At 45.6% G+C, this 23,143-nt stretch carries 30 protein-coding genes (1 of these 30 running past the window's edge); 7 read left to right on the forward strand and 23 right to left on the reverse strand.

What is annotated here, in order from left to right; all coding sequences use genetic code 11:
* The 14 genes from MKY24_RS22170 to MKY24_RS22235 all read right to left on the reverse strand — a co-directional run.
* Positions 1 to 1,139 carry the 5' portion of a glycosyl hydrolase family 18 protein gene (locus MKY24_RS22170; RefSeq protein ID WP_339200885.1) on the reverse strand. The gene continues 580 nt to the left of window position 1, outside the view, so the window shows 1,139 of its 1,719 coding nt (coding positions 1–1,139); it begins with the start codon at positions 1,137 to 1,139; its stop codon lies beyond the left edge, outside the window.
* A gap of 185 nt (positions 1,140 to 1,324) precedes the next feature.
* A complete protein-coding gene (locus MKY24_RS22175; RefSeq protein WP_013311903.1) occupies positions 1,325 to 1,756 on the reverse strand; it encodes a Fur family transcriptional regulator in 432 nt (143 codons plus the stop codon).
* A gap of 108 nt (positions 1,757 to 1,864) precedes the next feature.
* Positions 1,865 to 3,268 carry a DUF4097 family beta strand repeat-containing protein gene (locus MKY24_RS22180; protein WP_028541863.1) on the reverse strand — a complete coding sequence of 468 codons (1,404 nt, stop codon included), beginning with the start codon at positions 3,266 to 3,268 and terminating at the stop codon, positions 1,865 to 1,867.
* A gap of 7 nt (positions 3,269 to 3,275) precedes the next feature.
* Positions 3,276 to 3,929 carry a hypothetical protein gene (locus MKY24_RS22185; protein ID WP_075154735.1) on the reverse strand — a complete coding sequence of 218 codons (654 nt, stop codon included), beginning with the start codon at positions 3,927 to 3,929 and terminating at the stop codon, positions 3,276 to 3,278.
* 82 nt (positions 3,930 to 4,011) lie between these two features.
* A complete protein-coding gene (locus MKY24_RS22190) occupies positions 4,012 to 4,725 on the reverse strand; it encodes an MgtC/SapB family protein (protein ID WP_028541862.1) in 714 nt (237 codons plus the stop codon).
* A 98-nt stretch (positions 4,726 to 4,823) separates the two neighbouring features.
* Positions 4,824 to 5,285 (reverse strand): GNAT family N-acetyltransferase, encoded by a 462-nt coding sequence (locus MKY24_RS22195; protein ID WP_028541861.1) that lies wholly within the window; start codon positions 5,283 to 5,285, stop codon positions 4,824 to 4,826.
* Between the two features lie 130 nt (positions 5,286 to 5,415).
* A complete protein-coding gene (gene gatB, locus MKY24_RS22200; protein WP_013311908.1) occupies positions 5,416 to 6,861 on the reverse strand; it encodes an Asp-tRNA(Asn)/Glu-tRNA(Gln) amidotransferase subunit GatB in 1,446 nt (481 codons plus the stop codon).
* A 26-nt stretch (positions 6,862 to 6,887) separates the two neighbouring features.
* Positions 6,888 to 8,345, reverse strand: coding sequence for an Asp-tRNA(Asn)/Glu-tRNA(Gln) amidotransferase subunit GatA (gene gatA, locus MKY24_RS22205; RefSeq protein WP_023990257.1), 1,458 nt, complete (start codon positions 8,343 to 8,345; stop codon positions 6,888 to 6,890).
* Positions 8,346 to 8,372: 27 nt separating this feature from the next.
* Complete coding sequence (gene gatC, locus MKY24_RS22210) at positions 8,373 to 8,660, reverse strand: Asp-tRNA(Asn)/Glu-tRNA(Gln) amidotransferase subunit GatC (protein WP_013311910.1); 288 nt, start codon at positions 8,658 to 8,660, stop codon at positions 8,373 to 8,375.
* Positions 8,661 to 9,028: 368 nt separating this feature from the next.
* Entirely contained in the window at positions 9,029 to 9,418 is a 390-nt protein-coding gene (locus MKY24_RS22215) for a hypothetical protein (RefSeq protein ID WP_013311911.1), read from the reverse strand.
* Between the two features lie 81 nt (positions 9,419 to 9,499).
* Entirely contained in the window at positions 9,500 to 9,709 is a 210-nt protein-coding gene (locus MKY24_RS22220; protein WP_023990258.1) for a hypothetical protein, read from the reverse strand.
* Positions 9,710 to 9,952: 243 nt separating this feature from the next.
* Positions 9,953 to 10,582, reverse strand: coding sequence for an MBL fold metallo-hydrolase (locus MKY24_RS22225; protein WP_023990259.1), 630 nt, complete (start codon positions 10,580 to 10,582; stop codon positions 9,953 to 9,955).
* 3 nt (positions 10,583 to 10,585) lie between these two features.
* Positions 10,586 to 11,155, reverse strand: coding sequence for a thioredoxin family protein (locus MKY24_RS22230; RefSeq protein ID WP_013311914.1), 570 nt, complete (start codon positions 11,153 to 11,155; stop codon positions 10,586 to 10,588).
* A 1-nt stretch (position 11,156) separates the two neighbouring features.
* Entirely contained in the window at positions 11,157 to 11,771 is a 615-nt protein-coding gene (locus MKY24_RS22235; RefSeq protein ID WP_013311915.1) for a DedA family protein, read from the reverse strand.
* 144 nt (positions 11,772 to 11,915) lie between these two features.
* On the opposite strand from MKY24_RS22235, the gene MKY24_RS22240 reads away from it, so the two are divergent.
* The gene (locus tag MKY24_RS22240; protein WP_023990260.1) at positions 11,916 to 12,239 is read left to right on the forward strand and encodes a hypothetical protein; all 324 of its coding nucleotides are present in this window, start codon (positions 11,916 to 11,918) and stop codon (positions 12,237 to 12,239) included.
* Between the two features lie 93 nt (positions 12,240 to 12,332).
* On the opposite strand, the gene MKY24_RS22245 is transcribed toward MKY24_RS22240, so the two are convergent.
* Positions 12,333 to 13,535, reverse strand: a complete 1,203-nt coding sequence (locus MKY24_RS22245) for an SAM-dependent methyltransferase (protein ID WP_339200888.1) — start codon at positions 13,533 to 13,535, stop codon at positions 12,333 to 12,335.
* Positions 13,522 to 14,178 (reverse strand): DUF6483 family protein, encoded by a 657-nt coding sequence (locus MKY24_RS22250; protein WP_053326078.1) that lies wholly within the window; start codon positions 14,176 to 14,178, stop codon positions 13,522 to 13,524. Before MKY24_RS22250 ends, MKY24_RS22245 begins: the two co-directional genes overlap by 14 nt.
* Positions 14,179 to 14,574: 396 nt before the next feature.
* On the opposite strand from MKY24_RS22250, the gene MKY24_RS22255 reads away from it, so the two are divergent.
* Complete coding sequence (locus tag MKY24_RS22255; protein ID WP_053326079.1) at positions 14,575 to 15,141, forward strand: pyridoxamine 5'-phosphate oxidase family protein; 567 nt, start codon at positions 14,575 to 14,577, stop codon at positions 15,139 to 15,141.
* A 95-nt stretch (positions 15,142 to 15,236) separates the two neighbouring features.
* Here MKY24_RS22255 and MKY24_RS22260 read toward each other — a convergent pair whose 3' ends face one another.
* On the reverse strand, positions 15,237 to 16,031 hold the full coding sequence (locus MKY24_RS22260) for an alpha/beta hydrolase (RefSeq protein ID WP_023990264.1): 795 nt from the start codon (positions 16,029 to 16,031) through the stop codon (positions 15,237 to 15,239).
* 89 nt (positions 16,032 to 16,120) lie between these two features.
* A complete protein-coding gene (yyaC, locus tag MKY24_RS22265) occupies positions 16,121 to 16,711 on the reverse strand; it encodes a spore protease YyaC (RefSeq protein ID WP_254348996.1) in 591 nt (196 codons plus the stop codon).
* Between the two features lie 120 nt (positions 16,712 to 16,831).
* Between yyaC and MKY24_RS22270 the strand changes: the two genes are divergently transcribed.
* The gene (locus MKY24_RS22270; protein WP_013373034.1) at positions 16,832 to 17,059 is read left to right on the forward strand and encodes a DUF1128 family protein; all 228 of its coding nucleotides are present in this window, start codon (positions 16,832 to 16,834) and stop codon (positions 17,057 to 17,059) included.
* A gap of 193 nt (positions 17,060 to 17,252) precedes the next feature.
* Here MKY24_RS22270 and MKY24_RS22275 read toward each other — a convergent pair whose 3' ends face one another.
* The gene (locus MKY24_RS22275) at positions 17,253 to 17,972 is read right to left on the reverse strand and encodes a pirin family protein (RefSeq protein ID WP_254348997.1); all 720 of its coding nucleotides are present in this window, start codon (positions 17,970 to 17,972) and stop codon (positions 17,253 to 17,255) included.
* Positions 17,973 to 18,203: 231 nt separating this feature from the next.
* Here MKY24_RS22275 and MKY24_RS22280 point away from each other — a divergent pair, with 231 nt between their 5' ends.
* The 4 genes from MKY24_RS22280 (at position 18,204) to MKY24_RS22295 (ending at position 20,328) form a co-directional block, all read left to right on the forward strand.
* Positions 18,204 to 18,908, forward strand: a complete 705-nt coding sequence (locus MKY24_RS22280) for a phosphatase PAP2 family protein (RefSeq protein ID WP_339200889.1) — start codon at positions 18,204 to 18,206, stop codon at positions 18,906 to 18,908.
* Between the two features lie 137 nt (positions 18,909 to 19,045).
* Positions 19,046 to 19,303, forward strand: coding sequence for a GlsB/YeaQ/YmgE family stress response membrane protein (locus MKY24_RS22285; protein ID WP_013311925.1), 258 nt, complete (start codon positions 19,046 to 19,048; stop codon positions 19,301 to 19,303).
* A gap of 52 nt (positions 19,304 to 19,355) precedes the next feature.
* Positions 19,356 to 19,757 (forward strand): YtxH domain-containing protein, encoded by a 402-nt coding sequence (locus MKY24_RS22290; RefSeq protein WP_023990268.1) that lies wholly within the window; start codon positions 19,356 to 19,358, stop codon positions 19,755 to 19,757.
* Between the two features lie 94 nt (positions 19,758 to 19,851).
* On the forward strand, positions 19,852 to 20,328 hold the full coding sequence (locus MKY24_RS22295; protein WP_254348999.1) for a DUF5665 domain-containing protein: 477 nt from the start codon (positions 19,852 to 19,854) through the stop codon (positions 20,326 to 20,328).
* Between the two features lie 115 nt (positions 20,329 to 20,443).
* Here MKY24_RS22295 and MKY24_RS22300 read toward each other — a convergent pair whose 3' ends face one another.
* From MKY24_RS22300 to MKY24_RS22315, 4 genes are all read right to left on the reverse strand, one after another.
* Positions 20,444 to 21,403, reverse strand: coding sequence for a magnesium transporter CorA family protein (locus MKY24_RS22300; RefSeq protein ID WP_053326084.1), 960 nt, complete (start codon positions 21,401 to 21,403; stop codon positions 20,444 to 20,446).
* Between the two features lie 120 nt (positions 21,404 to 21,523).
* The gene (locus MKY24_RS22305) at positions 21,524 to 22,297 is read right to left on the reverse strand and encodes a sigma-70 family RNA polymerase sigma factor (protein WP_028541852.1); all 774 of its coding nucleotides are present in this window, start codon (positions 22,295 to 22,297) and stop codon (positions 21,524 to 21,526) included.
* Positions 22,294 to 22,746, reverse strand: a complete 453-nt coding sequence (gene rsbW / locus MKY24_RS22310) for an anti-sigma B factor RsbW (RefSeq protein WP_339200892.1) — start codon at positions 22,744 to 22,746, stop codon at positions 22,294 to 22,296. The genes MKY24_RS22305 and rsbW overlap by 4 nt, the downstream gene beginning before the upstream one ends.
* Before the next feature lie 18 nt (positions 22,747 to 22,764).
* A complete protein-coding gene (locus tag MKY24_RS22315) occupies positions 22,765 to 23,103 on the reverse strand; it encodes an STAS domain-containing protein (protein ID WP_023990272.1) in 339 nt (112 codons plus the stop codon).
* Positions 23,104 to 23,143: the final 40 nt, after the last annotated feature.

Here is a 23,143-nt window from a genome sequence, read left to right on the forward strand (position 1 = left end):
TCCCGCAAAAATTGGGTGACATTTGGGCCATCCTTCGTATGAACATTTTCAAAGTCAATATTAATACCGTCCAGATCATTTTCTAGGGCAAGTGAAATCATCTGATCTACAATCGACTTTCGACGTTCAAAGGTGGACAAAGCTTCTGTTGTTAATTCGGGATTAAAGCTGTTGCTCAACAAGCCCCAAACCTCCATCCCCTTGCGATGTGCCCAGCTGACATAGGCAGGATCTGCCTTGCTTTCTACAGTACCTTCATGATCGACGACACTGAACCACGTAGGGCTCACCACATTTACTCCAGGCATAGGATCAAACTTGGAAGGATCGGGCTTGCGATTATAGACAGCTTCCCAAGCGAGGTTTACTGATCTACCCTCCCAATGTTTTTCCGAGATGGACAAATCGTCCTTAACCGAAGGGATCACAAGCTCTTCTCCTTCAGCGACATGGTCTGACTTAATGTATCCTGCATAACCATTGTCTAACTGAACAAAATACCAATCGCCCTGTTTGGACCAAATACGCACCTTCGTCCGCTGAGATATATCTGTCAAAATGAAAGATAGGCTAGAGGCTTCTTTACGTAAGGCGATTGTAGCATCCTGTGGGCCATCCTTCTTTTCTACACTCCCCAGCCTGACCTTCTCTCCAGCCTTCATTAGGATGACAGCACCAGTCACAGGGTCTTCGTGTATAGAAACGCCGTATACTTCACGTACAGCCTCTATCGGGATATATACCTCTCCACTGATTACCTGAGGGGTTGCGCTCAGCGCATATGTTTTACCATTCAGTTCCCCTTGTGCCTTCGAAACCTTCATATAGAGCAGGTTTTGTCTCGTCGCCATAATGACGGTTTGGCTGTCATCCTCGTAGCGAACCGTAGGATCAATTTTACTTTGCACCAATTTAAGCGGCATCAGCATGTTCTTGCCGGAGCTCTGAGCTTCATACCCAGTCAACTTTCCCTGCATAAAAATAGGACGGACACTGCCCTGCCAATCGGGTTTCTCGTGAAGGGGATTACCAAACCATACAACAGTAATTGCACATATAATCGCTGCAAATAATAGCAGGCTTGCCGCTCCTTTGAATCGTGAACGTTTACGGCGGCGTCTGGAATGATTTCTGGCCAATATTGAACCTCCATTGTATGAACTTTGAATTTCCGTATTTTGTAACCTCAACAGATTACTTAAAACAAAAATAAAGTGATTTAAACAAAAAAACGCGGTAAATCCCCGCTTATGGGGAATTCCTCACGTTTCCAATCCATTACAATATATACATACCGCACAAAAAACTTCTATTCCTTGTTTCGTTACGTTTGTTTGTTACTACAAGCTTTGCATACTCCGTGTAACTCCATACGATGTCCATGCACCTCGAAGCCTGTTTCCAACGCGGCATGGCGTTCCACATCGGCCAAATACGGATAACTGAAATCTTCAATCTTTCCGCATTTTTCGCAAATGATGTGATAGTGCTCCGAAATATTGGCATCATAACGACTGGCGTTATCTCCATAGGTCAACTCATGTACCATACCCGCTTCTATAAACATCTTTAAGTTATTATAAACCGTAGCCACACTCATACTTGGAAACTTGGACTCAAGCGCTCGATATATTTCATCTGCAGTCGGGTGCCCCATAGTTTCCATTAAATAGTTTAATATGGCATGACGCTGGGGTGTTATGCGTACACCTGTCTTCTTCAGAAGTTCCAAAGCATGCTGGACGCGTGCTGCCATATATGTCCACCGCCTTATCCCTTACTTACGATCCTATCAATTACCACGCATCTATTTACAATTCACTTCTAAACCTACTCACATTGTACGGTCTACTCAAGTTTCTTGTCAACGCGCCGTATTGTCGCCGGATATTCCTATAGAGGTATCTGTCTCAGAAGCTCCCGGTTCAGCCGCAGAGCTTTCAGATGTATCGGGCGCAGTCGTACCCCCGGAATCATCCAAGTCGGGTAACGACGGCATCAGTAACTTTTTAATGGTTAAATTACTGTTGCCCTCTACGTTGATCGCATACTTGCCTGTCCCGTTTTGGCCTGAAATACTTTTACTGTCTATTTTAAATGGAAAATCGGATTGAAGATTACCATAACTGCTTGAACCCTCTAACTGAAAATCTCCATTCGACGGAAGATCCAATACGATATCACCGACAGCACTGTATATTTTCCAATCTCCGCCTATCTGCTCGCTATGCACTTTGATAGAGCCATTAAGCGAATTTGCATTCAGCTTGGCTGTAGAATTCAGCACATTCATGTCACCATTCTGAGTATCTACGGTGATGTCCCCTTCCGAACGAGCGAGTTGAATATCACCTACCATGGTGTGCAGTGTCACAGCTCCTTCAATATCGCCTGCTTGCATGTCGCCACGGTTCGTGCGCACATCCACATCTCCAGAAATCCGATGCAATTTAACCTGACCGTTCAGCGTGCCTCCCTTGACATTGCCGATAGCGTCATTAACAGTGAGATTTCCATTACCGCTCTCAAGCCGAATGCTGTCAATTGCATCAACTCCATTCAAGGAAATATTCCCGTTGGAGGTTCTAATCTGCACATTGAACCGCCGGTCCTCCGGCACGGTGATCAGCATGTTCACACGAGGCTGACGTTTGCTTGATGCTCCGTACGACTTTGCCTCCGGACGAATCTGGATAGTCTTGCCGTCGGTAGAAGTCAGTGAAGAAGCTTGAGCAATCTTGTCCGCTTCGGCAGCAGGCGCTTGATCCACCCACAGAGTACCTCGTACCTCTATATTGGACACAGGCCGTCTGATCAGTGTTACATCACCATTAACCGAATCAACTACTAAATCGGACGTCTGCATAGTTACAGGTACCAGCATACCACCCATATCATACCGATTCTCTTTAGCCTGGCTAAAATCCATAGAGGCTGACGTCAGATTGAGACTGACCCGGTTCCACAGATACATATAATGATTTTGCTGGGTCACGATAAAAACCGAGGCTGCCACTACCAAAGCGGACAGAATCCCCTTTAGGTCAGGTCTGAATCGCCTTCCGTTGTCAGACTTGCCTTCTTTCCGATAGTACATGGCAAAAAAAATCAGATACTCCAGTCCCCAAAGCACAAAGATTACGGGCCACCAAACGAGGAGCTGAAGCATATATTCAGTATTTTGAAACACATCTACAATAAGCAAAATGCCTACAGCCATCAACAGAAGCGAAGAGGTGTAGCGCCCGACTCTTATTTTGCGGTGCACGCCAGCTTCACCCTCTTTCTTTCAACTTTTTACGCTTAAAGTTCAGAAAGGCTTCCCTTAGAAAAAGGAATAAACCGATCATCATTAATAAAATGGCCAGCGTAAGGAATCCATAATCCTCAAAGAAATTACTCAACCAGCGAGGTTTCATGCGAAACAAAATCATAAGTCCACCGCCTGCCACCATTAGCACAGCAAAAGCAAAGCCTCTCTCCCATGAATAAAAAGGACTACTTTGCTGGCCTCTAGCATCCATTCGTGCATAACGATCTGGCTTACGCCGATAACGAACCATGTAATCTGCTGACTGTAAGACATCATATACATTATAAAAATATAAAACGGGTATGAACAATCCAAGCAAAATAAGTAATGGAATGTTGATCCTCAAGCCGTCAGAGGAAACATACAACATCGCAAAAATATCTAGCAGGAGCAATACAATAAAACTAAGCCCCCTAATAAACAGTCCTAAAAAAAGATGTCCCAGTCCGGGTAACAATGCCGCCATGATAATAGCAATCACTTTGCGAAATTTAGCGTATTTTAGACGTTTCCCCTGTCTGGGCTGTTCCCGCTGTTCCGACGCTTGTAGCTGTCCAGTCTCTCCAGACGGTAACGGTTGTTCCGAGTTCATGCCATCCTCCCCTTTGAATCCCATGCGTGGCTCCGCTGAAAATACTTCGATGCTTACATAGTACCCCAATCGGATTTAAGAGTAACTGTTAAAAAAAGGGAGACTATTACTCGACGGAGACAGCAGCTATATCTTCCCATTGTCGTAAATCAGCTGCAATACGTACGGGATTAAAATCATGACGGGCCAGCACCTCTAGGGAAACTTCCATACTCTGCCGATCTGGGTGTAATTCGTGAAATGGGACATTTTCATGTTCTTTAATCATTATTTTACGTATTTCCACTTTTTCTTGCTCTAAATAAGTCGAAATCTGCTCCAGCAGTCCGTGAGAGGACAATCCGTACAATGTAATAAGATGACGCTTGCGTCCACGCATATACCGAAGTTCAACTTTGTTAAACACCCATAAATTTAAAAATACGAGCACTGTCGCCGCTATAGACGGGAAATAAAAGCCTGCTCCCACCCCAAGGCCAATAGCAGCCACGACCCAAATGGAAGCCGCAGTCGTTAGTCCGGTAATGGATTTACCTGTGAACATAATCGTCCCTGCACCCAAAAAGCCTACGCCAGTGATCACAGCCGTAGCCAAACGAGCGGGATCTATGCGTACATTAACTTCTTTAATGAAATCGGCAAAGCCGTAAATGGAGAGTAGCATAATCAGCGTCGAACCAAGACTGACCATAATATGAGTCCTCAAACCAGCTGCGTGATTGGAACGTTCGCGTTCAAAACCAATGAATCCACCGAGAAGCATGGACAGTAAAAGCCGTAAAATGATATGTGAATCGTCTATAATCCACGGATTATTCATTCGAGTCTCTCCTCCCGGTTATGTCGTGCTTCCCACTCCGGGTGCGCGGTTTGTGGGCTTATGTGCATTTTTAATGCCAATTTAATGATATCTCAATGCTATTCCACCTTATGCAGATGGTAGGTGGTTAATTCCACGCCTGGGGCGACCTCGGCCGCAGATACGGGGCGAAAGCCATGTTTTCGATATAATGTCACCGCAGGAGTATTTAAGGTTCCTGTAGAGACGATAAACAACGGGATATTTTGATATTCACTCAAAACATGCTTCATTAAAGAGTCCGCAATGCCTTTACGAAAATGATCCGGGTGAACCATCATACGTGTAAGGGTAAGCGAATCGGGCGACTCAGACTGCACAGCCAGTGCTCCTAGCAATTCACCGTCCTCCAGCCACCCATAAAAAGACTCTCCACAGCTTTTCAGCGTATCCAATGTATCCATCAGTGGAGGAATCTCATCAAACCCAATCAGCTCAGCTTCCAACCTATAGGCAACGTGCTGTAGACGCCATATCTGACTGACGATATCATCATCTTCCAATGAACATAGGGTAACCATGCTGTTTTCCCTCCTAAGGAAACTCATAAAATGCCATCAGGATTCTAAAGCTTGTTCGCGCCAACCGTTCTCAGCGTCTATGCAAAAGGGGCCTGTCCCTAAAAGACAAGCCCCTGTCAAATCTATGCCATTAGCGGTTCAGCACTTCCGTCAGCAACTTATTAGCAAGACCAGGGTTTGCCTTCCCCTTGCTCTCCTTCATCACTTGACCGACTAGGAAGCCGATGGCCTTTTGCTTGCCAGCTTTGTAATCTTCGACCGATTGCGGGTTAGCTGCTACAACTTGTTCGACAATCGTCAGGATTGCACCCTCATCACTGATTTGTACAAGCCCTTTTTCTTCAACAATTTGCTGTGGCAGTTTATCACTTTCCAGCATTTCCTTGAAGACCGTTTTAGCGATTTTGCTATTGATCGTTCCCTTCTCCAGCAGTCCGATCATTTCACCCAAGCCCCGTCCGGTCAATTTAACCTGCGACAGCTCCACACCGGCACTGTTCAAATAACCGAGTAAATCCCCCATAATCCAGTTGGATACTGCTTTGGCATCCTTGGTAAATTGAAGGCTATCCTCGAACAAATCGGCCAATGGCTTGGAGGACGTAATCACCTGGGCATCATACTCAGGTAATCCATATTCCGAAGTGTAGCGTGCTTTACGCTGGTCAGGCAATTCAGGAATCGAAGCACGGATGCGCTCTTTCCATTCTTCATCAATATGCAGTGTAACAAGATCCGGGTCTGGGAAATAACGATAGTCATGAGCCTGTTCCTTACCACGCATGGATAAAGTTTTACCTTGCGCTTCATCCCAACGACGTGTCTCCTGTACAATCGTTCCGCCTTCGTCCAGCGTCTGCTCCTGCCGGAACTGTTCATATTCCAGTCCGCGCTGTACGCCACGGAAGGAGTTCATGTTTTTCAGTTCCGCTTTAGTTCCCAGCTCTTTTTGTCCATGCGGACGAAGGCTGATATTCGCGTCGCAGCGAAGTGATCCTTCCTCCATCTTCACATCGGATACGTCACAATACTGCATAATGGCACGTATTTTTTCCAGATAGGCCTTGGCTTCTTCCGGCGAAGATATTTCCGGCTCCGAAACGATCTCGACCAATGGTGTGCCGACCCGGTTAAAATCGACCAAAGATGCGTAGCCACCATCAACATGTGTTAATTTGCCTGCGTCCTCTTCCAGATGCAGTCGGGTAATACCGATACGCTTTGTCTCACCATTCACTTCAATATCAATCCAGCCATTTTCGCCAATGGGTTGATCGTATTGTGAGATTTGGTAAGCCTTAGGTGAGTCGGGGTAAAAATAGTTCTTGCGGTCAAACTTGCTCACATCAGCAATGGTGCAATTCAGCGCCATTGCTGCTTTCATCGCATAATCAACGGCCTGACGGTTCAATACCGGCAGCACCCCTGGATGACCGAGACAGACCGGACATGTATGAGAGTTGGGTGGTGCTCCGAAGGATGTCGAGCATCCACAGAATATTTTAGACTTCGTATGCAATTCCACGTGCACTTCAAGTCCGATGACCGTCTCATATTTGGATGTAGTTGTAGACATGAATAGGTTCCCTCCTTTTTGGCAAATTACAGCTGCGGACGCTGCTTGTGAAATTCGGTATTTTGTTCAAAAGCATGAGCTACGCGTAGCACGGAAGACTCGTCAAAGGCTTTTCCGATAATTTGTAGTCCGACTGGCATTCCATCCGCAAGACCACACGGAATGCTGATGGCTGGCACACCAGCCAAGCTTACCGGAATCGTCAAAATATCGTTCAAATACATTGTTAATGGATCGTCCACTTGCGAGCCGATTTTGAAAGCAGTTGTCGGTGCAGTAGGTCCGATAATCACATCATATTGTTCAAATACACGATCAAAATCCTGTTTAATCAGTGTGCGCACTTTTTGAGCTTTCAAATAATAGGCATCGTAGTACCCGGAGCTGAGTGCATAGGTACCCAGCATAATCCGACGCTTCACCTCGGGACCAAACCCCTGCGTACGGGACTGATGGTATAGATCAAGCAGATTGTCCGGATTGTCAGAACGCACACCATAGCGCACGCCGTCAAAACGGGCCAGATTGGATGACGCTTCGGATGAAGCCAGCAGGTAATATGTAGCTACCGCATATTCTGTGTGAGGGAGAGACACTTCTTCCCAAACAGCACCCAGTCCTTCCAGCGTTTTCAGTGCATCCAGCACCTTTTCCTTGACCTGAGGATCGACGCCCTCACCAAGATACTCTTTAGGCACAGCGATACGAAGTCCTTTTACATCCCCGGTTAAAGCGTTCAAATAATCAGGAATGTCTACCTTCGCAGAAGTGGAGTCCTTCTGGTCATAACCTGCAATGGCTTGTAGGACATAGGCTGAATCCTGAACATTTTTAGTAATGGGTCCAATTTGGTCTAAAGAGGAGGCAAAAGCCACCAGTCCAAAACGGGATACTAGACCATAGGTTGGTTTCAGGCCAACTACACCGCAGTAAGAAGCAGGCTGGCGAATGGAACCACCTGTATCCGAACCGAGTGTGAAATAAGCCTCACCCGCTGCAACAGCCGCAGCTGAGCCGCCACTGGAACCGCCGGGAACACGTTCTAAATCCCAAGGGTTACGTGCAGGGAAAAAGCTGGAGTTCTCGTTAGAGCCGCCCATGGCGAATTCGTCCATGTTCATTTTACCGAGTGTCACGGTTTGCGCTGCGCGTAACTTGCTAACAACTGTGGCATCGTAAACGGGATCAAAATTTTTCAAAAACTGACTGCCACATGTTGTACGCAGCCCTTCTGTCACGATATTATCCTTAATACCAACCGGCAGGCCAAACAACAGCCCTCTTTCCTCTCCGGAAATCAGCTGATCATCCAGCTGACGTGCGGATGCACGGGCCTGTTCCTCGTCAACGGTAATATAAGCTCTGATCTTGTCTTCCCGCGCACCAATCGTCTCCAGAGCGTGTCCCACCAGATCACTCACGGAAATTTCCTTTTGATGCAGCTTGTTATGTATCTCGGGCAATGTGTTATTGAACAAGCTCAATTTGCATCCTCCTTTCAAATATGAGATCTATTCCAGAACAGCTGGAACCTTAAACTGTCCGTCTTCTTCTTCAGGTGCATTGCGCATCACTTGCTCATGTGTCAAACTTTCGCGAACTTCGTCGTCTCGCATGACATTGCTGACGTGCAGCACATGAGTGGTCGGTTTTACCTGCTCCGTATCCAGCTCATTCAGCTTCTCCGCATAATGGAGAATGGCGTTTAATTGTCCTGTCATCGTTTCTTCCTCAGCCGCGGTCAGATTCAACCTGGACAGCTTGGCTACGTGACGGACATCTTCCGTGGAAATGTTCATACAAAACCCTCCTCATGTATATGAGGATTTTGCAAAAAATCCTATAGGCGGCTTCCAATGAGCAAGATATAGATCAAAATGGTTTAGTTCATCTATATATTGCACTTCGGAGCGACTGGAATTGAATTTTGCAAAATCCTAATATTAAAAAATGCTGCACCGAACTTCGAAATAACGTTTTTAATTATAGGATAGAACCCTTTACAATTCAATCTTTGACGCGGTACAGAAGCAAACTGTACATCAATGAGGTAAATGTTGCTAAAAGGATATAAAAAAAGCACCTCTCGGTGCTCTTTCGAGAAAACTATAGGAGCTGAGATTGTGCCCATTATATATTTTTAAAAAGAGTCGGCAGTAGCCGACTCCTATATCCAAGCACGCAAATTGACTTGTCTGATAAAATCAGCCTGTGACAACAACTCTGCCGCGGTTTCTTCTTCCTCTTCAGTCTCTACCGAATCAAGACCACCGTTCATTACATGCTTGAACAGTTTCTCATTATGAGTAGCAAGGGCGTAATCTATCAGCGCTTCACGCTCAATCCGCTCGGCTTCCAGCTTGAGAATACTCTCTTCCAGCTCGATGTCCCCGGATGGTACAAAAAAGTTGCGGTTCACCTTCGGTACGCGAATGACATAGTCAAAAGCATTGTCCGCATTACGGTCGTAAGCAATGATATAACCATGTTCGCCCACAGGAAGATTCTGCTCAAAAGCATCCGCGACGATCATAATTCTAGCTCCTAAATGATGCATCGTTAGCCCCCCCCGTTTGTCTGAACTTATCTGCTAAGTCTACTAAAAAAAAAGTAGCTTGTCTATATCATCTATGTATCTTCATAATCGACCGTCTCCACGTCCCAACCTGTGTTCATTCAGCCTCACATGCCAGTTTTGTGAAGGGATTCCGCTCCGTCGTTTCACCTTTTTCCAAGTCATGATCTTCGGCTCGGAACCTACCACAGAATCTTCAATATCTATTATATTGGGAACACGGAAACTACCTCCAATCTCACGTTGTACCCCAAATATATGTTTTCTTTTCATTCTTGCTCCCCCTTGTGATCTGACGGCCTCATGCCTCTTTATCCTCTTAATGGGCAAAAAAAAGAACGCAAACCGGGATTCATCCACAGCTTGCGTGCTTCGCGAGTTTAGTATGTAACTTTAATAAATTTATGTTAACAAAAATAAAAACCTTTGTCTATACATAATTTATAATTTGTTGTCGAAATGGGGCAAAACCTGTCACACCTTTGATTTTGCCCCTACTGAAAACGTTCATCACATTTACCGGATATACGGATTATTAGCTTTCTCATAACCGATGGACGTTTTGGGACCGTGACCGGAATAGACTGTAACGTCATCTCCGAGCGGAAACAATTTGTTCTGAATAGAATCGTATAGATCCCGTTCCCGACCACCCGTCAGATCCGTGCGTCCGACGCCCTGACGAAATAGCACATCCCCGGAAAAAAGATCTTTGCCGCACAAAAAGCTGACACTTCCGGGTGAATGGCCCGGTGTATGGAAAACCCGGAACGTGTGCCCGATCAGGTTCAATTGCTGACCTTCTGCCAAATCATACTCGGCAGGTTCCGTCGAGATCGGAGGGGATGCCTCTGGCCACATCAAGGAACCATTCAGCTTAGGAGATGTGAGCCAGTCTTGCTCCAAGGCGTGCAGATAAACCGGGCAGCCTTTGGTATTGCGAATCTCCTCTACTCCACCGATATGGTCAAAATGGGCATGAGTCAGCAGGATAGCTTCAATGGTCAGTGGCTCAATAGCTCTGAGCAAAGGACCCGGATTCATCCCCGGATCAATAATAACGGCGCGCTGCGGATCATCCCCTTGAAGCAAATAAGCATTTGTTTGGAGAGGACCGAGATTAAAGCTGCGAATAGATAACGTCATAAGTTAAAATCCCGAGATCAGCTCGCGTAATTCCTGAACAATCACAGGATGGACCTCGGTTCCCTCCCCATATTTTTCAGCCATTTCTTTACGAGCAACTGCGATTTTTTCTTGATAATCATCAGCTTCCCGATCTGGATTTTCACGTTTGAATCCAATCATAATTTGTTGGACATGTGCAGGGCGTGGTCCCCAGTGGCCAAGTACGTGACCTCCTGTATCCGCAAAAATCACAATCGGAACAGCACGTCCACCCATTGTCAGGAAGTCATCCATCAGCGCCTGATGGTTTTCCAAGATTAATACTTCGGTCGGAATCCCGCTATTCTCCAGCGCACGGAACACAACTGGCACATTGCGCACCACGTCCCCACACCAGTCGGCAGCCAAAATAAGCACGCGCAGATCATCCCGATGGTTCAAGCTTTCAAAATACTCTCGATCCTCTTCGCGATTCCACACAAACTGATCGTACCCAGAGCGGAAGGCTTCTTTGTTCTTTTCCATGCCCTCCATAAACTGTTCAGGGCTTAAGCCCTTTCCGAAGTATTGCGATACATTAGTACGGCTCATGTTATACACTTCCTTTTTTGTTTTTGGACAAAATCCACTTGATAACAAAATAAATGATCAAGAGTGCAAGGGCAACCAGCAAAATCGGTTTGATGTAAGGTGCTGCCACTTCGTCAATTTGCTCCCACTTGTCTCCTAGCAGCATACCTAAATATATAAACAAAACAGACCAAGGTATAATCGCTAGCGTTGTCAAAATAGTAAAGCGCCATACGTTCATTCGAGCCAACCCGGCAGGGATTGAGATGGCATGACGCACAACAGGAATAAAGCGAGCTGTGAAAATGACCCCTGTGCCGTATTTGTTAAACCAGGCTTCAGCATGGTCGACATGACTTTTTTTGATAAGTATGTATTTCCCATACTTATCTAATACCGGTCTGCCGCCATAGCGCCCAATCCAGTAAATGAATAGCTGGGCCAGCACCCCGCCAATCGTTCCAAAAACGACTGCGCCAAAAAAATTAATATGACCCGAGGATACCAAAAAGCCACCATAAGCGAGGACAATTTCGCTTGGAATGACCTCAACCATCAAGCCTAGCATAATACCAAAATACCCAAGACTACGAATGATCTCAAACAAATAATTAATGATACTAGATATTTGGTCCACTTCTCTTCCCACTCCCTGCCTGTTTCTCTATTTTCATTAGTGTATCACAGCGGCAGAACAAGTCGCCACTTCGCCCAAATAGGGAGGTCAGTGACCCCGACCCCTCTGCCCGCATAAGTTGAGAGAGAGAGGAGGGGGTACAATATGCCTCCCGGCAAATTCCCCAAACATGACAATTCACAATCCCGTTTACCCACGGCTCGTGGTATTCGCCGCGCATGTATCAAAGAGTTGTATCGAACCTGCAAACGTCTGCCTGTTCACATTGCTCCTGATCTGGTCAAGCAGGGCGAGGAGCTATACTGCCGCAAGGTCGTCGGACACCTTATCTGGATTGCGGAAAACCATAGTAACCGCAAACTACTATGCGACTGGTGGGACGAAGATGTCAGTGAGGAGCTCGCAGCATTGTGGAAGGTGGATCGCGATGTTTTGTGCACCGCTTTTAGAAGTGCCTATGGTGGATAGATGTTTGCGTACTGCAACTATGAACCGTGAACTACAAAAAAAGTGGAGCCACCCCGCAGTGGCTCCACTTTTACTATATTCCTAGCTGTGTGTCTACTTTTTCCCTGCTCCTTCGGGAAGCAAATCCGCACAAGCGCGTTCCAAATAAGGATCAGCATGAATAAAATCCCGAAATGCTGTGTATTCACGCCACAGAACGGATTGTTCTCCCGCCTGTCCTTTGACGGCACGAATCAGAATGTTTTTAGGTGTATGCTCCATGTCGATAAATTCCAACAGCTGTGTCCGATATCCCATCATATCCAGCAGTTTGGCCCGGATTCCATCCGTTGCCAGTGCTGAAAAACGCTCCTTTAAAATACCATGGGAAAGCAACGGCTCCAATACCGGATTTTCCAGTTGGCTGAACAGCTCATGCTGGCAACACGGAACCGACAAAATGACGGAAGCTCCCCAGCGGACGGCCTTTTCCAGCGCCGCATCCGTTGCTGTATCACAAGCATGCAAGGTAACAACCATATCCACCTGTTCCAGTTCGTTATAGTCTGCGATATCACCAACCAGAAACTCCAACTGTCGATATTGCAGCTTTTGAGCCAGAACATTACAGGTTTCAATGACATCTGCCTTCAAGTCCAAACCAACGATCTGCAATGGTCGCTTTTGCTGTACAGCCAAATAGTGATACAGCGCAAAGGTCAAATACGATTTGCCACAGCCAAAATCCACAATCGTCAATGGGCGGCCTACCGGAAGGCTAGGCAATACATCCTGCACCATTTCGAGAAACCGGTTAATTTGACGAAACTTATCATACTTGCGGGCCAGTACCTTACCATCCTCATTCATTATCCCGAGCTCAATCAGGAAAGGAATTCGTTCCCCTTCTTCGAGCACATATTGCTTTTTGCGATTATGAGACAGGTCGGCTTTACTTTTGCTCGGTGACTTTGTCAGAATGGATACTTTATATTTTTTACTGATCAGCACTTGGTAGTCTGCATCCTTGGCGCATAAAAGTCCTTGGCGGAACGTGTCCTCAAACAAGGCAGTCATACGCTCATTAGCTTCGTCAGAGGTCAGATTTTCATGAATGACTTTGTTGCTATAATGAAAAGCAAACTGGTAATGCAGCTTGTTTTTCAATTCTACAGGTTTGATTTGCACTTTAGTAAAAGAAGCATCCTCCCGTTTGCGAAGCTGACTCAGCGTCGCTGTTATGAGGGATCCTCCCGTGGTCAATTGGTATATAAGTTCGCGCAGTGAATCCAAAAGGTACATCTCACTTTCTTTCATGTAATTGGGTGATCTCGGTCAAACCCTCGGTGACTTCCTGGCGTGAAATTCCACCCAGCTCCAGCTCTGCATTGGTCTTATCCAGTAATTGACTATAAAACGTCTCCGCTTCCGCTAGCAGCTCTGGCTGCTCCCATGCCAATCCAAACCAGACATCGGCGGCTTCGTCCAGCCTGTTTTCCCGCTCGTAATGAACAGCCAACAGCTTGCTGGTTTCAGGGGGAAGCTCATATTCATGCACCAGTTGCACGATACACGCTATTCGTTCAGGCAGGACCTGTAGATTACGAGTCGCACCATTCAAATCGCTGTACAAATATAAATGAAGAGATTTCATCAAGATTCGTACGCCCTCGTCTGTTCTGCTGGTTTCCAGGTAAATCACGGCTTCTTCCTCTAAAATGCGAGCCACCTGCTGGAGCTTGTCTGCTTCAATTCCAGGGCCCAATCGGAAAAGCTCAATAATTTGTTCCGGCGGCAATCGTCTGAGCAGATCTGAACGAAGACGAAACTGCTTGTTGAGCAGGTCATCTAGCTGTTTTAGCGCTTCGACGTGTTTATTTTCACGCCTTAGACCGAGCACCGATGCTACTGCGGATGTCAATTCTTCCATCATACTGAGCAAATAATCTTTTCTAAGCAAGCCGTTCCCTTCCTTTCATCCCGATGCCTAGACAACCAGAAACTCTGTCTTCTGATTGTATGACATCCTTGTCTAAAAGCCAAATGCCCCACCATGCAGAAATACCACTCATAACCTTCACCCTCAGTTAATAACATCAATGATCAGGTAGTCAGAATGCTCACGTATGGCAGTGAAATTCCTACGGTACAGTACTTTGTAGCTGATCATGTGAATAGCGAATGATGAGTTTTTTTAAAATCAATATTGCTTCTTTGTTAGTGTCGTGATATTTTTGTTTCATACGAAACAAAAAATAATCAGTATATTTAAACATTCTATAAAATAATTCATAGTAATTATTTTCTTTAGAAACAAAATTTATATGAATATTTTTGTGAGAAAGGATGATGGAGTTTGGGTAAACAATTTAGCTCGATATTACCGGAACATCAAGAGTTTATACAGCGGCAGCACATTTTCTTTGTAGGATCAGCACCGCTATCCAAGACAGGGCACGTTAACCTTTCCCCCAAGGGATATGATTCCTTTCGTATTCTATCGGACCAAAGGGTAGCCTATCTCGACTTGGCGGGAAGCGGCAACGAGACAAGCGCTCACATTATCGAGAATGGACGGGTAACAATCATGTTTTGTGCATTTGAGGGCGCTCCCAGTGTACTAAAGCTCTATGGTACTGGTACCGTCGCGCTGCCTGATACTAAGCAATGGAATGAGCTGTACCCACTCTTCAACCCGCTTCCCGGTGCAAGACAAATCATTGTTGTGGACATTCACATGGTTCAGAATTCATGTGGTTTTGCGGTTCCCTTCATGACATACACGAGCGAACGGGAAAAGCTGAAGGAAGTCTCAATTCAGATGGGAGAAGAAGCACTTAAAAGATATGCCTATGAGAAAAATTTGGAGAGTATTGACGGTTTGCCGACAGCGTTTGCCTTTAACAAAAGCAACATAAATTAGACACCTTACACTCCTAAAAATAATTGACTACACAAAAAAACAGAACCTTCTGATTATCACCTCAGAAGGTTCCGGTTTTTTGGGCTTCCCTTAGTCTATTTTTTCAAGTTCTGCTCTAAAAATGTCAAGATAGCGTTCGCTAATAACTCCGGTGCTTCGAACAAGCTCATGTGACCTGCTTCCGGTAGGGTAACCTGAGTTACTCCGGCCCGATCTGTTGTAAACGTCCGCGCTGGAGGAACCGCCTGATCCTGCTCACCCGCTACTAAAAGGGCCGGCAATGCAGAAGCCGACAATACATCCCGACGATCAGTACGCTCGCGCATAGCCAGTGATGCTCCTACGGCTCCTTGTGGTGGTGTTTTGTAGCCAATTTCTTTGACTTTCAGTAATTGGCTGGACATCGACTCCACATGATCAGGAGCAAATAGCCCCGGTACAAGTCCATCTACAAAGGTTGTAATCCCCTCCGTTTGGATGGTGGATACAGCCTTATTCCGCTTTTCTTTACCTTCGTCCGTATCTGCATAAGCTGTGGAATGAATCAGTCCAAAGGCTGTAAGGCGCTCTGCATGTCTCTGCACTGCCGAAAGGGCTAGATAGCCTCCTAGGGAGTGACCAAACCAGGCAGCCTGAGGGATGTCCAATTGTTCTTGAAGTTTAAGCACATCATCTGCCATTTGATCAATAGTATAGGCTCCTAGTGGAGCATCGCTGCGTCCGTGTCCACGCAAGTCTGGAACAATACAACGATAGCTTTGGGACAGCAATGGAACAACCTCATCCCAATAGGAGGAACTTCCGCAAAAACCGTGCAATAAAATGATCGGTTCTCCTTTTCCCTGTTCGGCATAGCAGATCGTCGTTCCTTCGCATAATACCTTTTCCATATGGAACCCTTCCTTCTCTGTATATAATCTATTGGAGCTGAATATATTATTAAGTAGAACAATGCTGATGTATATTATTAAGCAGACCATCAATATCTGAAACGGTAACCCTCTGGAAAATCTTGCGAAGCTGTTTTCAAACCAAATTCATAAGCCGCCGCATTAGCAATATGCGCAGCCATTGTCATGACCAAGTGAAGCGACGTCATTTGGAGTGTCCAATAGGGTTTGGGGCTGCGCTCATTTACAATCGCTGCAACACTATAATGACCAACAGACGGCAGAGACAGCCCCACCGATCGCGCAGGAGTTAGCGGTTCACGCGCAATAAGAAACATTCCCGTTGAGCCGTGCTGTCCAAGACATGCATCTATGGCGATCACATGATGATCTTGGGGAATGCACTCCAAGTATGAAACCAGATGATCCGCATCACAGGGCTCCGTCATTGTGCCAATCACGTGCGGAAAGCCTTGCTCCTTGAGCATGGTGCCTACCAGTGGCCCGAGTGAATCACCCGATGAGCGATCTGTACCGATGCAAACAAAAGTCAACTTATCTATAGCATGCTGATGATGAATTTCTCGGAAAAACGGCGCGAGTCCATCTCGATCTATTTTCTTTACATTATGTTCTAAGGACGAGCGACCGGGTGCGGAAGCTCGATTATACAAAGACAACTTTGTCCATCCTCCTTGATTCGGTTGTATATCGGTAATCTGGCTTTCAGTACATTCTACAACAAAAACATGATACAATACAGGCAACTTCCCCTGTTATGAAAGGATGGAAAATTAACGATGGATTTGTCTGTACCGTCTCATGCCAACATTGAGTATATGATTGAGGGTATTAAAACCAAGCTCCGTATGGCGAGTGGTGCTGCTATGCAGGCATCCGCTTTCTCGCTGGAGCAATACGAGGACATTCATGATGTCTATGATATGGTGATAAGCAAGCCTAACCTGAGCATTTCAGAGGTTGAAGCTATTGTTTCTGAACTGGGCAGATTGCGCAAGTCCTCCTGAATCAGCTTGTAGGACAGCCAGCTTAGCTGTATTACATCCTATCATCATGAGCAACAGCTTTCATGATAGTAGCCCTGTCAGCGTAAATAAAGCTCGTATCTCCGGTCGTCTCAGCAGACGTGCAACGGGATACGAGCTTTATTTTTTCGATTGCATATACGCATTTTCATACACTTCTTCACTCAAGGATGCTTCAAGGCAAATCAGCTAACACCAGTTCAGATATATCCTCATTCCCTGTAGCTCGTATCTTTAATGTACAGCTTTTTTGAATTCGCGCGGCATCACCAGGCCCTAACTGAAAATCCCCATCCTGGCATGTAACTTCTACATGACCGCTAACTACATAAATGTGGGTGCGGCGCTCCTCTTGCTGCGGATATTCAAGCTGCTGTCCTTTTTCCAATCTGCTCAGATACAGATTTATATCCTGCGCGATGGATAACGCTCCCTCCACTTCTGAACCAGACACAACAGGCTGAAGCCGATTTAGACGTTCACTGTGCTTGAATCTTTGCACCTGATAAGAAGGCTGAATGCCAGGACTCTCGGGTAAAAACCACATTTGCAAAAAACGAACTGGTCTTTCATCCCCAGTATTTCGCTCTTCATGTTCAATTCCGGTGCCTGCACTCAGAACCTGGATCGAGCCGCTTTTCAAATCCTGCTCATGTCCTAAGCTGTCGCTATGATGCAATTGGCCTTCAATTACATAGGTGATGATTTCCAAATCGTGATGCGGATGTCTTTTGAAGCCTTGCTGCGGTTCAAGCTCGTTATCATTATGGGCTAGCATACAGCCAAAATGGGCATTGCTCGGATCTTCATAATCGGCAAACGAAAAGCTAAACTCGCTATGAATCCACCCTTTATTTGAGGTATGTCTTTCTGCCGATGTCACTATTTTAATCATCCTTAACACCTCCATGGATTACAGTTCCGTAAAGCAGCTTTGCTTCGTGATGACTATTCCACTTCCGGCCCTGGCATTACAAACGCTGTGATACGATCCCTTTACCCCGGGCTTATATGCCTCAATCAGCCTGTCGTCTCCGTCGGGTTTTGCTCTTAAGTTCATTATTAGTTAAGTTAATAGTACGAAAAATTGAATCTATCACAGCCATAAGGAGGAGATTTATTACATATGCTATCTCATGAACCCCAATCATCCCGTTTCCTACCGAGCTATTTGCGCCGTAGTCTGTATGCATCTATTACCATGATCGCTGTGTTGCTTCTCGTCGCCTACTCTGTGAAATGGATTGGCACAGCTCCTTTTCTATATTGGGATGAACGCATACAGGATGCCATTTTTCCAGACACAGCAGCTGTTCGCTACCAACTGCTAACCATCGCTATATTCATTACATCTTTCGGTTCATTCCGCATGTCCTTGATCATCGCCCTCGGTGCTGCTACCTTGTGTTGGGTCAGTCTTCGTTCAAAAGCTTATTCCTTTGCGATCCTAAGCAGCTTTACGGCGATGTGGGTGCTGAATACGCTCATTAAGGAAATTTTGCAACGGAAACGCCCGTCACTTCAACATTTGGTTGAAGCCGGGGGCTATAGTTTTCCCAGCGGTCATGCGATGATTTCCATGGGATTTTTCGGAATGATATTTGCCATTTGGGCCATGGAACGAAAGATTCGTGGGCGTTCGCTCTTTCTTCCGTGTGTTCTTGGTGCACTACTGATTCTCTTGATTGGATTAAGCCGCGTATATCTAGGCGTTCACTTTCCTACAGATATTGTGGGTGGCTATATTGCAGGTATAATTTGGCTGGTGTTTACCGTTCCTGTGATCTATTGGCGAGCGCGCATGAAGCTTCCTTCCACTCCCCACCGGTAAATGTCCGAGACGGCTTTTTGTTTCACTCCGGGTCACGACGTTTATATACGAAGTAAGCAAGGCTCAGCAATATCGAAGCTCAGCCTTCATTAAAAACGTTATGGTTTTGTGAACTTAGGATAAGGGAGGCGATCCTTGTGTGGGGAATTGTACTAAGTATTGTAATGGCTATTATTATCGGATTGATTGGCGATGCACTGGCTGGTCATGAAATGCCTGGCGGCATTGCGGGCTCTATGATTGCTGGATTTGTAGGAGCTTGGCTAGGTGTCATGCTATTGGGAGACTGGGGCCCGGTCATCGGAGATTTTGCAGTCATTCCAGCCATACTCGGAACCGCATTGTTCGTGTTCTTGCTCGGACTTGTGTCCAGGCTATTAAGAAGGGCTACCTAACATTTATATATATATCTTTTATTCTTTAATTCTATAAGAGGAGTGATATAACATGAGTAACATTGACAATCAAAATATGGCAAGTACTTCAGGTTTTGCAAAAGGTTTATTTATTGGAGGTTTGATTGGTGCTGCCGCAGCCCTGCTGTTCGCGCCGAAGCCGGGTCGTGATTTGCGTAGTGATCTGTCTGATAAAATTACAGTTGTCTCTGATAAAACAAAGGACGTGGCATCTGTAGTTAGCAGCAAAGCGACAGATTTGGCCAAAACCGTTTCCACCAAAACAGCAGATGTAGCCAAAACGGTATCCGAGAGCAAAGACAATATCGTATCCAGCGTAACCAAGGCTTCTGCAGATGTCGCTAATGAAGCAGCCAAAGCGGATAAAGAGGTTATGGATGCAACGGCTCAAGCGGCCAAGGATACGCAAAAACAATTGAATGCTAATTCCTAATAGCTACACATTCTGATGGCAAAAAAATAAGCCCTAGACACTGAACAGCCAGCATGCAAGAAGCTGGCTGTTTTTAAATGATAGAAAGGCTGGGATGACAATGAGCAAGCCAAACTCCTATGGAGATGATCTTACCGCGAACAACAAAAGAACCTTTCATCCCCTACAGGCTCAAGATCAGCCAGATGAGGTTTCATCCAAGCAGGCTTCTTCTACTCCCAATCATGTTAAAACGCATGATCACGAGAGAGACTTTGATGTAAATGAGCATCCTTTTGAGCTGCGCCATGAGGTCAAGCGGCTTAACAAACGCTTAGATCAAATAGCAGATACGCTCGAAAGAGCAGAGTTCAAAGATATTCTGGAGAACTACTCCAGCACTAAAAGAAGAATTATGAGCAATCTGACCGCAGGGATTGCACGTGGTCTCGGCCTTACGCTGGGTACAGTGGTCATACTCGCCTTGCTCGCTTGGTTGCTCAGTTTCCTGGTACAATTAAATCTTCCGGTCATCGGAGATTTCATCGCCGAATTATTAGGATATATCAAAATGAGCCAAGGTACTAAGTAATTGTCCCTATCTCATTTAAAAACGATCCATCGTAACCGGTAATAGACTCCTCAAAGAGCCTCCAGTTACGATGGATCGTTTTTTATTTGTAAATTGTAACAGCTGTAGTCAGCCGCTACAATTTGTTGCGCTTGTTAGCTTTCAATAAGTCTCCTGTCCACCCCTTCATCATCAGCCAGCCGTACATTCCCGCCATACTTAGCAGTGTGGCAATAATCACGGTGGTAAAACCCCAGCCTGTTTTAATCCAAGGCAGATTTTCAAAGTTCATGCCCCATATAGCGCCCACTACAGTTGCTGGTGTAAATACGGCGGTGACAATGGTGAGCGTCTTTGTAATCTCATTCCCCCTAAATGCAGAAATGGCGTCGTCAATGGAGATCAATGTGTCGATTTCCTTTTCATAATGCAGGAAAAGTCCTTCCATCCGAGTAACACGGTAAAGTAACTGCTTGAAAAAACGATTCTCCTCCAGTTTATCCAGATATGCCTCCCGAGAAGCCGTCACCAGCTCTGAAAAGGGAATGAACATATTGCTCCAATACAACAGCTCGAAACGTGCATTCAATATAGAATCCATCAGCGTACGAGCATTCCTTTTCTCCATGTCCTCTTCCAGTCTTCTCAGGTTGATCTCGAACTTATCCATACCTGTATGAAAGTAATGGAGCACGGCTCTCGCCAATACAAACATGCCATCAGCTGCATCCTCACACTGTTCCAGCATTTTTTGGCGTTCCGCGGTGTGCATGATTTCACGGGTATTTTGATCCAGATTTAACGTCACTAACTTCTGATTTAAGACCAGAAAATAAAACTTGTTGCAATTGCGCTGACTGTCGATCTCCTCCTGAACAGAGTAGATCAGCGACCCGTACATTAAGGGCTGATTGCCATCTGGAAAGCGCACAGATATAAAGCTGGATGGAATGTCCTCTACCTTGTCCAGCCATTCTGAGGCTTCTGGGAGCTTCTCCTTCAAATGCTGTATGACCGAATCTTGCCAATTCCCAGCACTGATGTCCCACCATTCCCATCCTCCACGAAAGGAAGAAATCTGTTCAAATGCTGTCATGGATTCCAACCTTCCTCCCAACCTTTTTCGCTTTATAAAAAGGACACGCTTCCCATATCGGAATAACGTGTCCTTACGATGTGACGTCAAATATTTTAAGCCATATAATCTGCCATCTACTCATGAAATAGAGGAATTAGACATAATCTGCTTCAGCTTTTCCGTTGCCCGCTTCTGAATACGGGAAACGCTCATCTGCGATACGCCCAACGTCTGTGCAATCGCACGTTGAGATTGACCGTCCTGAAATGCCAGAAGAAGCACCTTTTGTTCCTGCTCCTTCAGTTGGCTTAAAGCCTGCTGCAAATCCATTCGTTTTTCCACAGTGTCATAATCGTTAGCATCCGAGCTAATGAGCTCGCCTAACGTAGCTGCACTCTCATCCTGGGATAAAGGCGAGTCCAGTGAAACATAGTGATAGCACTCACGGCCAGCAAGCACCTCAATCGTTTCTTCCACGGTAAGATCCAAATAGGTCGCAATCTCGTCCACATTGGGTGAGCGTTCCAATTTAACGGTTAGTTCATCAATAGCATGTTGAACAAGCGCACCCTTTTCTTTAATGCGGCGAGGAACCTGGATGTACCAGGATTTGTCGCGCAAATAATTTTTCATATGTCCCAGCATACTTTTCATAGCGTATGGTTCAAATGGGATACCCAAGCTGATATCGTATTGCTGAAGCAGACGTATCAAAGCCATCTGACCGGTCTGATATAAATCCTCGTATAAGTCCGGACGGTTACGGGAGATCTTCCCAGCAGCCATCTTGACCATCGGCTCATACTTACGGATCAGCACGGTAGCAATCTCGTTATCTTTTGTTTGCTGGTACTCCCAGATTAGACCAACGGCTTCATCCATCGACTCCGGGGGAGTTACCTTTTCATTCATACTCTTTCCTCACTTCTGGTCAGTCGCTTTACAAGCACCACTTCGGTGCCTTTTCCTGCCTCATTCAAGATATGGACATCGTCCATAAGCGCCTGCATGAGATAAAAGCCTAATCCGCCTATCTGCGCATCATTCAACTCCTTGTCATGCAAGGATGCGATACGGGACGGGTCCTCCACACGTTCAAAGCTCTCCCCTTCATCTTTGACACGAATGGACAACGAAACTTCATCAAATTCGAATATTACTTCCACGACTCCCCCCTCATGACCATATGCATAAAGGACAGAGTTATTACAGGCTTCCGATACAGCCACTTTCATGTCTTCAATATCCTCATAAGAGAATCCCATTTTCGCGGCAATACCGTATAAATTTAATCTTACAATATCAACAAAGTCAGCAGTTGCCGGCAAATTAAGAACTACTTTTTGAATTTGAGCATTCATTTCTTTTTCTTTCCTTTCCTATTGGGAATTCTCCTGGGGGACAAAGAATTTGGCAATACCGGTCATATCAAACAGCTTTTGAATTTGAGGCGGTACCTCTTGAACAGCAAAGCGAGACTCCATCCCATGCCTTGCTTTTAAAATGGATAACAAGATACCAATCCCCGTGCTGTCAATGTATTTAAGGTCTCTCAAGTTAATAATCAAATCTTGGCTGGACTCCCCCACCAAAGGCTCCATCACCAGACGAAAATCAGGTGCTACCGAAAGATCCAACTCTCCACTCAGATAAACGGTATTTACGCCATCGGTTGTTTCTGTAATTGCATTAAACTTCTCATTTTTATTTGTATTCATAGGCCTACTCTCCCGAAAAAAGATTTCCCTACATACTAAC

It is taken from the genome of Paenibacillus sp. FSL P2-0322 (genome assembly GCF_037975315.1).
GTDB classification, from domain to species: Bacteria; Bacillota; Bacilli; order Paenibacillales; family Paenibacillaceae; genus Paenibacillus; species Paenibacillus polymyxa_B.

Excerpts from the sequence above, each read along its gene's own strand:
- MKY24_RS22240 (WP_023990260.1), top strand. The coding sequence starts at position 11,916 with ATGCCTCCCGGCAAATTCCCCAAACATGACAATTCACAATCCCGTTTA.
- MKY24_RS22185 (WP_075154735.1), bottom strand. The coding sequence starts at position 3,929 with ATGGGATTCAAAGGGGAGGATGGCATGAACTCGGAACAACCGTTACCG.
- MKY24_RS22230 (WP_013311914.1), bottom strand. The coding sequence starts at position 11,155 with ATGAGCCGTACTAATGTATCGCAATACTTCGGAAAGGGCTTAAGCCCT.
- MKY24_RS22190 (WP_028541862.1), bottom strand. The coding sequence starts at position 4,725 with ATGAATAATCCGTGGATTATAGACGATTCACATATCATTTTACGGCTT.
- MKY24_RS22175 (WP_013311903.1), bottom strand. The coding sequence starts at position 1,756 with ATGGCAGCACGCGTCCAGCATGCTTTGGAACTTCTGAAGAAGACAGGT.
- MKY24_RS22270 (WP_013373034.1), top strand. The coding sequence starts at position 16,832 with ATGGATTTGTCTGTACCGTCTCATGCCAACATTGAGTATATGATTGAG.
- MKY24_RS22275 (WP_254348997.1), bottom strand. The coding sequence starts at position 17,972 with ATGATTAAAATAGTGACATCGGCAGAAAGACATACCTCAAATAAAGGG.
- MKY24_RS22300 (WP_053326084.1), bottom strand. The coding sequence starts at position 21,403 with ATGACAGCATTTGAACAGATTTCTTCCTTTCGTGGAGGATGGGAATGG.
- MKY24_RS22290 (WP_023990268.1), top strand. The coding sequence starts at position 19,356 with ATGAGTAACATTGACAATCAAAATATGGCAAGTACTTCAGGTTTTGCA.
- MKY24_RS22295 (WP_254348999.1), top strand. The coding sequence starts at position 19,852 with ATGACAATGAGCAAGCCAAACTCCTATGGAGATGATCTTACCGCGAAC.
- MKY24_RS22315 (WP_023990272.1), bottom strand. The coding sequence starts at position 23,103 with ATGAATACAAATAAAAATGAGAAGTTTAATGCAATTACAGAAACAACC.
- MKY24_RS22195 (WP_028541861.1), bottom strand. The coding sequence starts at position 5,285 with ATGGTTACCCTATGTTCATTGGAAGATGATGATATCGTCAGTCAGATA.
- gatB (WP_013311908.1), bottom strand. The coding sequence starts at position 6,861 with ATGTCTACAACTACATCCAAATATGAGACGGTCATCGGACTTGAAGTG.
- gatC (WP_013311910.1), bottom strand. The coding sequence starts at position 8,660 with ATGAACATTTCCACGGAAGATGTCCGTCACGTAGCCAAGCTGTCCAGG.
- MKY24_RS22305 (WP_028541852.1), bottom strand. The coding sequence starts at position 22,297 with ATGAATGAAAAGGTAACTCCCCCGGAGTCGATGGATGAAGCCGTTGGT.
- MKY24_RS22225 (WP_023990259.1), bottom strand. The coding sequence starts at position 10,582 with ATGACGTTATCTATTCGCAGCTTTAATCTCGGTCCTCTCCAAACAAAT.
- MKY24_RS22215 (WP_013311911.1), bottom strand. The coding sequence starts at position 9,418 with ATGCATCATTTAGGAGCTAGAATTATGATCGTCGCGGATGCTTTTGAG.
- MKY24_RS22260 (WP_023990264.1), bottom strand. The coding sequence starts at position 16,031 with ATGGAAAAGGTATTATGCGAAGGAACGACGATCTGCTATGCCGAACAG.
- MKY24_RS22220 (WP_023990258.1), bottom strand. The coding sequence starts at position 9,709 with ATGAAAAGAAAACATATATTTGGGGTACAACGTGAGATTGGAGGTAGT.
- rsbW (WP_339200892.1), bottom strand. The coding sequence starts at position 22,746 with ATGAATGCTCAAATTCAAAAAGTAGTTCTTAATTTGCCGGCAACTGCT.
- MKY24_RS22245 (WP_339200888.1), bottom strand. The coding sequence starts at position 13,535 with ATGAAAGAAAGTGAGATGTACCTTTTGGATTCACTGCGCGAACTTATA.
- MKY24_RS22280 (WP_339200889.1), top strand. The coding sequence starts at position 18,204 with ATGCTATCTCATGAACCCCAATCATCCCGTTTCCTACCGAGCTATTTG.